General features: G+C 56.1%; 21 protein-coding genes. All 21 read left to right on the forward strand.

Features of this window, described 5'->3' with window-relative positions:
- Nucleotide 1: 1 nt before the first annotated feature.
- The 21 genes from rpmC to KBA32_RS02360 all read left to right on the forward strand — a co-directional run bounded on the left by rpmC (nucleotide 2) and on the right by KBA32_RS02360 (nucleotide 10,250).
- Complete coding sequence (rpmC, locus tag KBA32_RS02260) at nucleotides 2–196, forward strand: 50S ribosomal protein L29 (RefSeq protein ID WP_294354658.1); 195 nt, start codon at nucleotides 2–4, stop codon at nucleotides 194–196.
- Nucleotides 193–456, forward strand: a complete 264-nt coding sequence (gene rpsQ / locus KBA32_RS02265; RefSeq protein ID WP_294354662.1) for a 30S ribosomal protein S17 — start codon at nucleotides 193–195, stop codon at nucleotides 454–456. The genes rpmC and rpsQ overlap by 4 nt, the downstream gene beginning before the upstream one ends.
- A gap of 126 nt (nucleotides 457–582) precedes the next feature.
- Nucleotides 583–951 carry a 50S ribosomal protein L14 gene (gene rplN, locus KBA32_RS02270; protein WP_294354665.1) on the forward strand — a complete coding sequence of 123 codons (369 nt, stop codon included), beginning with the start codon at nucleotides 583–585 and terminating at the stop codon, nucleotides 949–951.
- A 9-nt stretch (nucleotides 952–960) separates the two neighbouring features.
- Nucleotides 961–1,275 carry a 50S ribosomal protein L24 gene (gene rplX, locus KBA32_RS02275; RefSeq protein WP_294354668.1) on the forward strand — a complete coding sequence of 105 codons (315 nt, stop codon included), beginning with the start codon at nucleotides 961–963 and terminating at the stop codon, nucleotides 1,273–1,275.
- A gap of 9 nt (nucleotides 1,276–1,284) precedes the next feature.
- Entirely contained in the window at nucleotides 1,285–1,824 is a 540-nt protein-coding gene (gene rplE / locus KBA32_RS02280; RefSeq protein ID WP_294354672.1) for a 50S ribosomal protein L5, read from the forward strand.
- Nucleotides 1,825–1,835: 11 nt separating this feature from the next.
- Nucleotides 1,836–2,141, forward strand: coding sequence for a 30S ribosomal protein S14 (gene rpsN / locus KBA32_RS02285; RefSeq protein ID WP_294354675.1), 306 nt, complete (start codon nucleotides 1,836–1,838; stop codon nucleotides 2,139–2,141).
- A 15-nt stretch (nucleotides 2,142–2,156) separates the two neighbouring features.
- Entirely contained in the window at nucleotides 2,157–2,552 is a 396-nt protein-coding gene (gene rpsH / locus KBA32_RS02290) for a 30S ribosomal protein S8 (RefSeq protein ID WP_294354676.1), read from the forward strand.
- A 12-nt stretch (nucleotides 2,553–2,564) separates the two neighbouring features.
- Nucleotides 2,565–3,098 carry a 50S ribosomal protein L6 gene (gene rplF / locus KBA32_RS02295; RefSeq protein ID WP_294354678.1) on the forward strand — a complete coding sequence of 178 codons (534 nt, stop codon included), beginning with the start codon at nucleotides 2,565–2,567 and terminating at the stop codon, nucleotides 3,096–3,098.
- A 13-nt stretch (nucleotides 3,099–3,111) separates the two neighbouring features.
- Entirely contained in the window at nucleotides 3,112–3,465 is a 354-nt protein-coding gene (gene rplR, locus KBA32_RS02300; protein WP_294354721.1) for a 50S ribosomal protein L18, read from the forward strand.
- A 28-nt stretch (nucleotides 3,466–3,493) separates the two neighbouring features.
- Entirely contained in the window at nucleotides 3,494–4,018 is a 525-nt protein-coding gene (rpsE, locus tag KBA32_RS02305) for a 30S ribosomal protein S5 (protein WP_294354679.1), read from the forward strand.
- A 3-nt stretch (nucleotides 4,019–4,021) separates the two neighbouring features.
- Entirely contained in the window at nucleotides 4,022–4,204 is a 183-nt protein-coding gene (rpmD, locus tag KBA32_RS02310; protein ID WP_294354682.1) for a 50S ribosomal protein L30, read from the forward strand.
- 1 nt (nucleotide 4,205) lies between these two features.
- Nucleotides 4,206–4,640 carry a 50S ribosomal protein L15 gene (gene rplO / locus KBA32_RS02315; RefSeq protein ID WP_294354686.1) on the forward strand — a complete coding sequence of 145 codons (435 nt, stop codon included), beginning with the start codon at nucleotides 4,206–4,208 and terminating at the stop codon, nucleotides 4,638–4,640.
- 21 nt (nucleotides 4,641–4,661) lie between these two features.
- On the forward strand, nucleotides 4,662–5,987 hold the full coding sequence (gene secY, locus KBA32_RS02320; protein ID WP_294354689.1) for a preprotein translocase subunit SecY: 1,326 nt from the start codon (nucleotides 4,662–4,664) through the stop codon (nucleotides 5,985–5,987).
- 2 nt (nucleotides 5,988–5,989) lie between these two features.
- Nucleotides 5,990–6,208 (forward strand): translation initiation factor IF-1, encoded by a 219-nt coding sequence (gene infA / locus KBA32_RS02325; RefSeq protein ID WP_263769974.1) that lies wholly within the window; start codon nucleotides 5,990–5,992, stop codon nucleotides 6,206–6,208.
- A 77-nt stretch (nucleotides 6,209–6,285) separates the two neighbouring features.
- Entirely contained in the window at nucleotides 6,286–6,399 is a 114-nt protein-coding gene (gene rpmJ, locus KBA32_RS02330) for a 50S ribosomal protein L36 (protein WP_263769975.1), read from the forward strand.
- Nucleotides 6,400–6,468: 69 nt separating this feature from the next.
- Nucleotides 6,469–6,831, forward strand: coding sequence for a 30S ribosomal protein S13 (gene rpsM, locus KBA32_RS02335; RefSeq protein WP_294354697.1), 363 nt, complete (start codon nucleotides 6,469–6,471; stop codon nucleotides 6,829–6,831).
- Between the two features lie 15 nt (nucleotides 6,832–6,846).
- Complete coding sequence (gene rpsK, locus KBA32_RS02340; protein WP_294354700.1) at nucleotides 6,847–7,236, forward strand: 30S ribosomal protein S11; 390 nt, start codon at nucleotides 6,847–6,849, stop codon at nucleotides 7,234–7,236.
- 12 nt (nucleotides 7,237–7,248) lie between these two features.
- Nucleotides 7,249–7,878 (forward strand): 30S ribosomal protein S4, encoded by a 630-nt coding sequence (gene rpsD / locus KBA32_RS02345; protein WP_294354703.1) that lies wholly within the window; start codon nucleotides 7,249–7,251, stop codon nucleotides 7,876–7,878.
- A 39-nt stretch (nucleotides 7,879–7,917) separates the two neighbouring features.
- Nucleotides 7,918–8,892: a DNA-directed RNA polymerase subunit alpha gene (gene rpoA / locus KBA32_RS02350; RefSeq protein WP_294354706.1), complete on the forward strand. Its 975-nt coding sequence runs from the start codon at nucleotides 7,918–7,920 to the stop codon at nucleotides 8,890–8,892.
- Between the two features lie 31 nt (nucleotides 8,893–8,923).
- The gene (gene rplQ / locus KBA32_RS02355) at nucleotides 8,924–9,310 is read left to right on the forward strand and encodes a 50S ribosomal protein L17 (RefSeq protein WP_294354708.1); all 387 of its coding nucleotides are present in this window, start codon (nucleotides 8,924–8,926) and stop codon (nucleotides 9,308–9,310) included.
- A 313-nt stretch (nucleotides 9,311–9,623) separates the two neighbouring features.
- On the forward strand, nucleotides 9,624–10,250 hold the full coding sequence (locus tag KBA32_RS02360) for a ParA family protein (RefSeq protein WP_294354710.1): 627 nt from the start codon (nucleotides 9,624–9,626) through the stop codon (nucleotides 10,248–10,250).
- The last annotated feature ends 257 nt before the right edge of the window (nucleotides 10,251–10,507 follow it).

Below are 10,507 nucleotides of genomic sequence, written 5' to 3' on the forward strand. Positions count from 1 at the left end.
GATGAAGACGAGTGAACTAAGAAGCAAGAGCGTCGACGAGTTGAACAAGGAGCTTCTCGATCTGCTGAAGGCGCAGTTCGGTTTGAGGATGCAGATGGCTACGCAGCAACTCGCTAACGTGAGTCAGATCGGCAAGGTCCGGCGTGATATCGCACGAGTAAGAACGCTTCTTCGTGAAAAGGTGGTGAAGCAATGAATGATACGATGAGTAAGCGCACGCTTGTCGGGCGTGTCGTGAGTGACAAGATGGAAAAGACGGTGACCGTCTTGGTTGAACGCCGGGTCAAGCATCCAATGTACGACAAGATTATCGTTCGGTCGCGCAAGTATCATGCTCACAACGCCAACAACGAGGCGAAGGCCGGGGACTTGGTTGAGATCCAGGAAGGGCGCCCGCTTTCGAAGACGAAAACTTGGTCGGTGAGCCGCCTTCTTGAGCGTGCGGTCGCTATCTAGTCGTTGCAATTGCCGTTGATTAGTATATAATTCCGGCTCTTTTTCGCCTGGCGTCGAACGGCAGGCGGTCTTTCCCTTACGGGTTCCAAGACTGACCGCCGCGGCGGGTTAAGTTGGAGTGAATAAATGATTCAAATGCAGACGGTGTTGGACGTCGCCGATAATACGGGTGCGCGTTCGGTTATGTGTATCAAGGTGCTTGGCGGGTCCAAGCGTAGATACGCAAGTGTTGGTGACATTATCAAAGTGAGCATCAAAGATGCGGCTCCGCGTGGGCGTGTCAAGAAGGGTGACGTTTATAACGCCGTTGTGGTTCGCACCGCGAAAGGCGTTCGTCGCCCTGATGGCTCGCTCGTTCGTTTCGATGGTAACGCTGCCGTGTTGTTGAACAACAAACTCGAGCCGATCGGGACTCGTATCTTCGGGCCGGTTACGCGCGAGTTGCGTGGTGATCGTTTCATGAAGATCGTCTCGTTGGCGCCTGAGGTTCTGTGAGGTAGGGCGATGAATAAGATTCGTAAAGGTGATGAGGTCATTGTTCTTGCCGGCAAGGACAAAGGTAAGCGCGGTTCGGTTGTTTCGTGTGTCGACGGGTTTGTTGTTGTTGAAGGAGTGAATCGCGTCAAGAAGCACGTGAAGCCCAATCCGGTTAAGGGTGTGGTCGGCGGTGTTGTGGAGAAAAGTGCGCCGCTCCATGTTTCGAATGTGGCCTTGTTTAATCCGGCAACTCAGCGCGCTGATCGCGTTGGGTTCAAGGTTTCGGCTGATGGTGCGAAAGTTCGCATCTTCAGATCGAATGGCGAGGCGGTTGGGGCGTAAGGGGTGATCATGGCGCGTTTGTTTGACTTTTATAAGAGTACCGTCGTTGGTGAGTTGACGAAGAAATTCGGCTACAAGTCCGTGATGGAAGTTCCGCGTATCACGAAGATTACGCTGAACATGGGCGTTGGCGAGGCTGTTGCGGACAAAAAGGTTTTGGAGCACGCGGTTTCGGACATGACAAAGATCGCGGGTCAAAAGCCGGTTGTTACGAAGTCGCGTAAATCGATCGCCGGTTTCAAGATCAGGGACGGCTACCCGATCGGTTGTATGGTGACTCTGCGTGGTCCGCGTATGTTCGAGTTCCTTGATCGTCTGGTTACCGTCGCCTTGCCGCGAGTGCGCGACTTCCGCGGTGTATCCGGCAAGGGCTTCGATGGGCGCGGTAATTACAATATGGGCGTCAAAGAGCAGATCATCTTTCCGGAAATCGAGTACGACAAGATCGATGCTTTGCGCGGCATGAATATCAGTGTGACGACGACCGCAAAGACCGACGAAGAAGCTAGGGCGCTTCTTGGTGCGTTCAAATTTCCGTTCAAGAATTGAGGCAATCAATAATGGCGAAACGTGCATTGATTAACCGCGACGAGAAGCGTCGTAAATTGGTTGAGAAGTTCGCTGCAAAGCGTGAGAGTCTGTTTGCTGTTGTTAATGACCAAGCTCGTACGGAAGAGGAGCGTTTTGCTGCACGCTTGGAGATTCAGGCGTTGCCGCGAAACTCAAGTCCAGTCCGGCTGCGCAACCGGTGCAAGCTGACCGGGCGGCCCCGTGGCGTTTTTCGCAAGTTCGGGTTGGGGCGCAGCAAGCTGCGTGATTTTGTCATGCGCGGAGAAGTTCCGGGTATGACTAAGGCTAGCTGGTAAGCAGGAGGCAACGAGATGAGTATGAGCGATCCGATCAGCGACATGCTGACCCGCATTCGCAACGCGCAGATGGCTAGCAAGGCTTCTGTTGTGATGCCGTCGTCAAAGGTGAAGGTGGCGATATCCAAAGTGTTGAAGGACGAGGGCTATATCGAAGACTTTTCCGTGGCGACCTTGGACGGTAAGGCGGTCCTCGAAGTTGTCCTCAAGTATTACGCTGGCCAACCGGTTATTGAGCGAATCGACCGCGTTTCAAAGCCAGGACTGCGGATTTACCGAGGTGTTGGCGCGATACCGAAGGTTATGAATGGGTTGGGTGTTGCGATAGTGTCAACCCCTAAAGGCGTAATGACTGATCGTAAGGCGCGTGCCAGCAACACCGGCGGTGAAGTGCTTTGCGTCGTGGCGTAATAAGGGGAAACTATGTCGCGTGTAGCTAAAAATCCCATCGTTCTCCCGCAGGGCGTAGAGGTCGTCCTTGGAGGCGGTAATGTCTCGATCACGGGGCCTCTTGGCGCCATGTCGTTCCCGGCTAGTGCTGCGGTGACGGTCGAGAAGGTTGAGAACACCCTTGTCTGCAAAGCTGTTGAAGGCGTCGAGAACGCGGGCGCTTTGTCCGGTACGGTTCGCGCGATTGTCGCGAACATGGTTGCCGGCGTTAGCAAGGGTTTCGAGCGCAAGCTTGCGTTGGTCGGAGTTGGTTATCGCGCGCAGGTTCAGGGTGATGTGCTGAACTTGATGCTTGGCTTCTCACACCCTGTCGCGCACAAGATGCCACAAGGTATCAAGTGCGAAACGCCGACGCAAACCGAAATCATTATCAAGGGCGTTGATAAGCAACAGGTCGGGCAAGTTGCTGCCGAGATACGTGCCTATCGCAAGCCAGAGCCGTACAAAGGCAAGGGCGTCCGGTATTCCGACGAAGTGATCGTCCTCAAAGAAACCAAGAAGAAGTAAGGGTGCATAGATGATTAACAAGAACGAAGCGCGGTTGCGCAGAGCTCGGAAAACGCGGCTTAAGATTGCTGAGTTGAACGCCGTACGGCTATCAGTTCATCGTACGAACTTGCACATTTATGCGCAGGTGTGTTCGCCATGTGGGTCCAAGGTTATCGCAGCGGCTTCGTCGCTTGAGCCGGCGTTGCGTAAAGAACTGGCTAACGGGGGGAACAAGAATGCTGCCACCGTTATTGGGAAGTTGATCGCGGAGCGCGCTATTAAAGCTGGTGTCGCCCAAGTTGCGTTCGACCGGAGCGGTTTTCAGTACCACGGACGGGTCAAGGTGTTGGCCGAGGCTGCGCGTGAGGCTGGGCTCAAGTTCTGAGCGCTCGAATATTGGATCGGAGTAAGTAATGGCAAAACCGCAAAGCAGAAAGTCGCAGCAAGCCGAAAAGCCTGATGACGGCATGCGCGAGAAGATGATCTCGATCAACCGGGTCACGAAGGTCGTTAAGGGTGGTCGTATCCTCGGGTTCGCCGCTTTGACCGTGGTGGGGGATGGCGACGGACGTATTGGTATGGGAAAGGGCAAGTCGCGTGAAGTGCCGGTTGCCGTGCAGAAAGCGATGGAGGAAGCGCGGCGGAAGATGGTGAAGGTTCGCCTAAAAAGTGGCACTCTGCACCACACCGTTGTTGGACGCCATGGCGCTTCCACGGTCATGATGCAACCGGCGCCCGAAGGTACGGGCGTCATTGCTGGTGGCGCAATGCGGGCTGTGTTTGACGTGATGGGGATGACGAACGTCGTTGCAAAGGCGCACGGCTCGACTAATCCGTACAATATCGTGCGCGCGACGATCAATGGTCTGCAAGCAATGAACACGCCCGCGGATATTGCAGCAAAACGCGGCAAGACAGTCGAAGAAATCTTGGGGTAAGACATGGCAGAGAAGACGGTTAAGGTCACGCTAGTCAAAAGCGTCATTGGGACGAAACAGTCTCATAGAGCGACTGTAAAGGGTCTTGGGCTTCGGCGATTGAACAGTGTCTCCGTGCTGGAAGATACGCCGGCGGTTCGCGGCATGATCAACAAGGTCGCGTACCTTGTTAAGTGCGAGGGTTGATATGAAACTGAATACGATTCAGCCCGCTGAGGGCGCGAAGCATTCGAAACGCCGCGTTGGTCGTGGTATCGGTTCCGGTCTTGGCAAGACCGCTGGTCGTGGCCATAAGGGGCAGAAGTCGCGCGCCGGTGGCTTTCACAAGGTTGGTTTCGAAGGCGGTCAAATGCCGCTTCAGCGCCGGTTGCCGAAGCGTGGATTCGTCTCGTTGGCGAAGGGGCGTAGCGCCGAAGTCCGTCTCTCGGAAATTTCTGCGTTGCCCGTCGACGAGATCGATCTGCTCACGCTGATGCAAGCGAACCTCATTTCTCAACATTCGCTGTCCGCGAAGGTCGTACTTTCTGGCGAGATAGCACGGAAGGTCACCCTCAAGGGGGTGAGCGCTACGCGCGGTGCGAAAGCGGCTATCGAAGCCGCTGGCGGCTCCGTTGTCGAGTAATCGTTTTAACCGGGGTGTTTTTTGGCGGCTAATCAAAGTTCAGTCGGTAAGAGCGGTAAGTACGGCGACCTGAAGAGGCGTTTGTTCTTCCTGCTCGGCGCGTTAGTTGTGTATCGGATCGGTTCGCACATTCCGGTGCCCGGAATCGATCCTGCTGCCCTGAGCGAACTTTTTAGTCGTCAGCAGGGCGGAATTCTGGGAATGTTCAACATGTTCTCAGGCGGCGCGCTGATGCGTTTTTCGATTTTCGCCTTGGGGATCATGCCGTACATTTCATCCTCCATCATCCTGCAATTGATGACGCATGCGAGCCCGCAGCTTGAGGCCTTAAAGAAGGAGGGGGAAGCCGGGCGCAGAAAGATTACACAGTACACCCGCTACGGTACTGTGATCCTCGCGCTTTTTCAGGGGGTGGGAATCGCGGTCGCTGTTGAAGCGCAACCGGGTTTGGTGCCGCACCCAGGTCTGGTTTTCAGGTTGGTGACGGTGGTTACGCTGCTGACCGGGACGATGTTCTTGATGTGGCTCGGCGAGCAGATTACCGAACGTGGGTTGGGTAATGGTATCTCGATAATCATCTTTTCGGGGATCGCTGCCGGTTTGCCCAAAGCGATTGCCGGCTTGCTCGAGTTGGTGCGTACCGGCGCTATGCATCCCGTGTCAGCGTTGTTTATTACCCTGCTGGTTGGGTTGGTTACCGCGTTCGTCGTGTTCGTCGAACGAGGTCAGCGGAAGATTCTGGTGAATTACGCGAAGCGCCAGGTCGGAAACAAGATTTACGGTGGGCAGAGTTCGCATCTGCCGCTCAAGCTGAACATGGCGGGGGTTATACCGCCGATTTTCGCCTCGTCGATCATCCTGTTCCCGGCGACGATCGCGGGCTGGTTCGGCTCCAGCGATTCGATGCGTTGGCTGAAAGACTTCGCCGGTGCGGTTTCGCCCGGTCAGCCAATCTACGTCATGTTGTACGCGGCGGCGATAGTGTTCTTTTGCTTTTTTTATACCGCGCTCGTGTTTAATTCGAAAGAAACGGCCGACAACCTGAAGAAGAGTGGTGCATTCGTCCCAGGGATTCGACCGGGAGATCAGACGGCACGCTATATCGACAAGATTTTGATGCGCCTGACCCTGGTGGGTGCTGCCTACATCACCATCGTTTGTCTGTTACCGGAGTTCCTGATTTTGAAGTGGAACGTCCCGTTCTACTTTGGCGGTACATCGTTGTTAATCATCGTGGTCGTCACCATGGATTTTATGACCCAAGTTCAAGCCTACGCGATGTCGCATCAGTACGAGGGGCTGCTTAAGAAGGCAAATTTCAAAGGCTCTGGCTACACGGCGAAATAAGGATGGCGAAAGAAGATCTCATTGAAATGCAAGGGGAGGTTCTCGAAAACCTCCCAAACGCGACGTTTCGGGTAAAGCTTGAAAATGGGCATGTCGTCCTCGGCTTCATTTCAGGAAAGATGCGTATGCACTATATTCGCATCCTTCCCGGCGACAAGGTGACGGTTCAACTCACGCCGTATGACCTGAGCCGGGCGAGAATCGTCTTCCGGGCGAAGTAAGAATTCAGAATCTCTACGTAGTTGTGTTTTTGGCAAAAGGCTGGCTGCGCCGGATGCCGTGATTTTAGGAGCAAACCATGAAAGTGCTGGCATCTGTAAAGCGCATCTGCCGCAACTGCAAGATTATTCGGCGCCACGGCATTGTGCGCGTGATCTGTTCGGATCCGCGCCACAAGCAGCGCCAAGGTTGATCGGAGCGACTCGGTTCGAGTTGTTGCCGGTTCGGTACAATTTAAGTTTAGTTTATTCGGGGTGATTCGATGGCCCGCATCGCAGGGGTAAATATTCCCAACCACCAACATGCCGAGATCGCGTTGACCGCGATCTACGGTATTGGACGCAGTCGAGCACGTCTTATTTGTGATGCATCGAGCATCGCGCGTACGACGAAGATGAAGGATCTTACAGAAGCGGAGATGGACCGTCTGCGTGAGCAGGTCGGCAAGTTCACGGTCGAAGGCGATTTGCGTCGCGAAGTGACGATGAGCATCAAGCGCCTGATGGATCTGGGGTGTTATCGCGGCCTTCGCCATCGCAAGGGACTGCCGTGTCGTGGTCAGCGTACGCGCACGAATGCGCGCACGCGTAAAGGCCCGCGCAAGGCCATCGCCGGTAAGAAATAAGAGGATCTGATCATCATGGCAAAGACTGCAACGAAAGTTCGCAAAAAAGTCAAGAAGAACGTCGCGGAAGGCATTGCGCATATTCACGCTTCGTTTAATAACACGATCATTACGATCACGGATCGCCAGGGCAACGCCCTGTCGTGGGCGACTTCTGGCGGCGCCGGTTTTAAGGGGTCGCGTAAGAGTACGCCGTTCGCGGCACAGGTGGCCGCCGAAGCAGCCGGTAAAGTCGCTGTTGAATGCGGAGTGAAGAATCTCGAAGTCCGCATCAAGGGGCCCGGCCCCGGGCGCGAGTCTTCGGTGCGTGCGCTTAACGCGCTTGGCATGAAGATCACGGCGATCACGGACGTGACGCCGATCCCCCATAATGGTTGCCGTCCGCCGAAGAAGCGCCGGATTTAAGGAGAAAGTACAGTGGCTCGCAATCTCGATCCCAAGTGCCGTCAGTGCCGCCGTGAGGGGGAGAAGCTCTTCCTCAAGGGCGAAAAGTGTTTTACGGACAAGTGCGCAATTGAGCGCCGGTCATACGCTCCCGGTCAGCATGGCCAGAAGTCAGGGCAACGTTTGTCGGACTATGGCGTTCACCTGCGCGAAAAGCAGAAAATTCGCCGCATCTACGGTGTGCTCGAAGGGCAGTTCCGTAAAGTGTACAAGGAAGCGGATCGCCGGAAGGGCGTGACCGGCGAAAACCTGCTGCAGTTGCTCGAATCGCGTCTGGATACGGTCACGTACCGCATGGGTTTCGCGGCCTCGCGTTCCGAATCGCGCCAAGTGGTTCGCCACAATTGCGTTTTGGTTAACGGCCGGCGCGTGAATATTCCGTCGTACCAGGTCCGCCCCGGTGACGTGCTCGAAATCGCAGAAAAGGCGAAGAATCACCTGCGCGTCAAGGCTGCGCTGGCCGCAGCTGAGTCGCGCGGGTTCCCGGAGTGGGTCCAAGTCGATACCAAGGAAGCCAAAGGCGTTTATAAAGCGCGTCCGGAGCGTAGTGAACTGTCGTCGACGATCAATGAAAGCCTCGTCGTCGAGTTGTACTCGAAGTAAGTGCTGCGCGGCTTGACAGAATCAGGCAAAGGACAGGATATGCATAGTAGTGGATTATTGAAACCGCGCATTATTGATGTACAGAGTTTGTCTCCAGTGCACGCACGGGTGGTTATGGAGCCGTTCGAGCGTGGCTATGGGCATACGCTAGGGAATGCGCTGCGCAGGATTCTGCTGTCGTCGATGCCAGGTTTCGCCCCGACCGAGGTCAGTATCGATGGCGTACTCCATGAGTACTCCACGATCGATGGTGTTCAGGAGGACGTTGTCGACATCCTGCTGAATTTGAAAGGCGTCGTCTTCAAACTTCATAATCGGGAAGAGGCAACGCTCCATCTCACCAAAGATGGCGAGGGCGTGGTGCGCGCTGGCGATATCACCGTGTCGCACGACGTCGAGATCGTGAATCCTGATCATGTGATTGCGCATGTTTCGGCCGGCGGCAAGTTGTCGATGGAGTTGAAGGTTGAGAAGGGCCGAGGCTACGTTCCGGGTAATGTCCGATCGGACGGAGAAAGTGGCAAGACTATAGGAAATCTGGTGCTTGACGCCTCGTTCAGCCCGGTTCGCCGCGTGAGTTATTTCGTCGAAAGCGCGCGAGTTGAGCAGAGAACCGACCTTGACAAGTTGGTGATGGAAATCGAAACAAACGGCGTTATTGAGCCGGAGGAATCGATTCGCACCGCTGCGCGGATTCTGATGGAGCAACTGTCGGTGTTTGCGGATCTCGAGGGCACGGCGCTGCCGGTCGAGCACCATAAGACGGTCCAGGTTGACCCCTTGCTGCTGCGCCCGGTCGACGACCTTGAACTCACGGTCCGTTCGGCGAATTGCCTCAAGGCCGAGAATATCTACTATATCGGCGACCTGATCCAGCGCACGGAGAACGAACTGCTCAAGACCCCTAACCTGGGCAGAAAGTCGCTGAATGAAATCAAGGAAGTGTTGGCAGCTAGGGGCCTGACACTGGGCATGAAGCTTGAGAACTGGCCACCGGCTGGTCTCGACAAGTAGCTCTCTCGGACAAGAATAGGAAGGAAATGATATGCGTCACCGTTTAGGTCTGCGTAAGCTCAACCGCACTAGTGCTCACCGCTTGGCGATGCTGCGCAACATGGCAGTATCTGTCCTGCGCCACGAAACGATCAAGACCACCTTGCCGAAGGCAAAGGAACTGCGTCGCGTCGTCGAGCCGCTCATCACGCTTGGCAAGAAGCCAAGTTTGGCAAACCGTCGTTTGGCGTTCGATCGCCTGCGCGACCGTGAGATTGTGGTCAAACTGTTCGACGTACTTGGTCCGCGCTATGCGAGCCGTAACGGCGGTTATCTGCGAATTCTCAAGTGCGGCTTCCGTGACGGTGATAACGCGCCGATGGCACTGGTTCAGTTGCTGGATCAGCCAGAAGAAGAGGCGTTGCCCGTCGCAGCGTAGGGCTGTCACGTCGAGTCGTAAAGTTGAGGGCCGCTTAGTGCATGCTAGGCGGCCTTTTTCTTATGCCGATCGGCGGTGGCTCCCCGCGGCCCGGTGCGGATGTTGGTCGGGTCTGGGTAGGCGTCCGGGCGCCGGTTTACGCGCTCGGCGACCTTTGCTGCCACGTCGCAGATGGTGGGCGGGACCGGAGGGCGCCGTGCGTATGCCTGTGGCGATCCCCAGGAACGGGCTTGTCTGCCGAGAAGGCGAGCGCGATCTGTGTTGTGGTGAGGCGGCTGTGCGGCTGAAGGATTGAAGCCGAGACGGAGGCACGATGAAGTCTTTTCTGGTGGCAAACCCCAAGGGCGGCTCGGGCAAGACGACGCTCGCGACGAACCTGGCCGGCTTCTACGCGCGCTGCGGGCATCAGGTGATGCTTGGAGACACCGATCGTCAATTATCGGCACGCACCTGGTTACAGGCCCGTCCGCCCGAGTTGCCCCCGATTCGCACCTGGAACATCGAAAAGGACTCGCCGGCCCGACCCCCGCGCGGGACTTCGCACGCAGTTCTCGATTCCCCGGCTGGTTTGCATGGGAGAGCGCTCGAACGTGTTCTGAAGGCCGTTTCGCGCGTAATCGTGCCAGTGCAGCCGTCGTTCTTTGACATCGCTGCGACACGGCAATTTCTTGAGTTGCTGTTAGCGGAAAAAGCGATCCGGAAAGAGCGAATCCAGGTCGCAATTGTCGGAATGCGGGTCGACGCGCGAACACGCTCCGCCGCCGAGCTTGAGCGGTTTCTAAGCGCCTACGATCTGCCTGTGCTGACATATCTCCGCGATACGCAACTCTATGTCCAGGTTGCGGCCAACGGGATGACGCTATTTGATTTTCCCGGATCGCGTGTCGAGAAAGACATCGAACAGTGGCGGCCCATTATCGATTGGGCCGGCTCGGACTAAGGACGGCGACCGTACTCACCGCCTGTGGCGATAAGCCGCGCGGTTGTGCTCGTTCAACGATAGCCGTGCCAGTGTCCTTCGGCTCGGCGCCAACGCTCGTGATGATGGTGGGGCTGACGTGCGCCGCGATAGGTCGTAACGTAATAGACCGGTGTGGCAACGCGCGTGGGCGGAGCGTAGTAAACGGGCGGTGCAGGGTGGTGATATACGACCTGCGGCCGATGTTCGACGCGGTAGGGCTCGTGCCCGTTGTCGGT

It is taken from the genome of Propionivibrio sp., from assembly GCF_017995515.1.
Lineage (GTDB): Bacteria > Pseudomonadota > Gammaproteobacteria > Burkholderiales > Rhodocyclaceae > Propionivibrio.

Coding starts and splice junctions, on each gene's coding strand:
- rpmC (WP_294354658.1), top strand. CDS start 2: ATGAAGACGAGTGAACTAAGAAGCAAGAGCGTCGACGAGTTGAACAAG.
- rpmD (WP_294354682.1), top strand. CDS start 4,022: ATGGCAGAGAAGACGGTTAAGGTCACGCTAGTCAAAAGCGTCATTGGG.
- rplO (WP_294354686.1), top strand. CDS start 4,206: ATGAAACTGAATACGATTCAGCCCGCTGAGGGCGCGAAGCATTCGAAA.
- rpsM (WP_294354697.1), top strand. CDS start 6,469: ATGGCCCGCATCGCAGGGGTAAATATTCCCAACCACCAACATGCCGAG.
- rpsK (WP_294354700.1), top strand. CDS start 6,847: ATGGCAAAGACTGCAACGAAAGTTCGCAAAAAAGTCAAGAAGAACGTC.
- rpsE (WP_294354679.1), top strand. CDS start 3,494: ATGGCAAAACCGCAAAGCAGAAAGTCGCAGCAAGCCGAAAAGCCTGAT.
- infA (WP_263769974.1), top strand. CDS start 5,990: ATGGCGAAAGAAGATCTCATTGAAATGCAAGGGGAGGTTCTCGAAAAC.
- rpsN (WP_294354675.1), top strand. CDS start 1,836: ATGGCGAAACGTGCATTGATTAACCGCGACGAGAAGCGTCGTAAATTG.
- rplE (WP_294354672.1), top strand. CDS start 1,285: ATGGCGCGTTTGTTTGACTTTTATAAGAGTACCGTCGTTGGTGAGTTG.
- rpsH (WP_294354676.1), top strand. CDS start 2,157: ATGAGTATGAGCGATCCGATCAGCGACATGCTGACCCGCATTCGCAAC.
- rpoA (WP_294354706.1), top strand. CDS start 7,918: ATGCATAGTAGTGGATTATTGAAACCGCGCATTATTGATGTACAGAGT.
- rplN (WP_294354665.1), top strand. CDS start 583: ATGATTCAAATGCAGACGGTGTTGGACGTCGCCGATAATACGGGTGCG.
- rplQ (WP_294354708.1), top strand. CDS start 8,924: ATGCGTCACCGTTTAGGTCTGCGTAAGCTCAACCGCACTAGTGCTCAC.
- rpmJ (WP_263769975.1), top strand. CDS start 6,286: ATGAAAGTGCTGGCATCTGTAAAGCGCATCTGCCGCAACTGCAAGATT.
- rplX (WP_294354668.1), top strand. CDS start 961: ATGAATAAGATTCGTAAAGGTGATGAGGTCATTGTTCTTGCCGGCAAG.
- rplF (WP_294354678.1), top strand. CDS start 2,565: ATGTCGCGTGTAGCTAAAAATCCCATCGTTCTCCCGCAGGGCGTAGAG.
- KBA32_RS02360 (WP_294354710.1), top strand. CDS start 9,624: ATGAAGTCTTTTCTGGTGGCAAACCCCAAGGGCGGCTCGGGCAAGACG.
- rpsQ (WP_294354662.1), top strand. CDS start 193: ATGAATGATACGATGAGTAAGCGCACGCTTGTCGGGCGTGTCGTGAGT.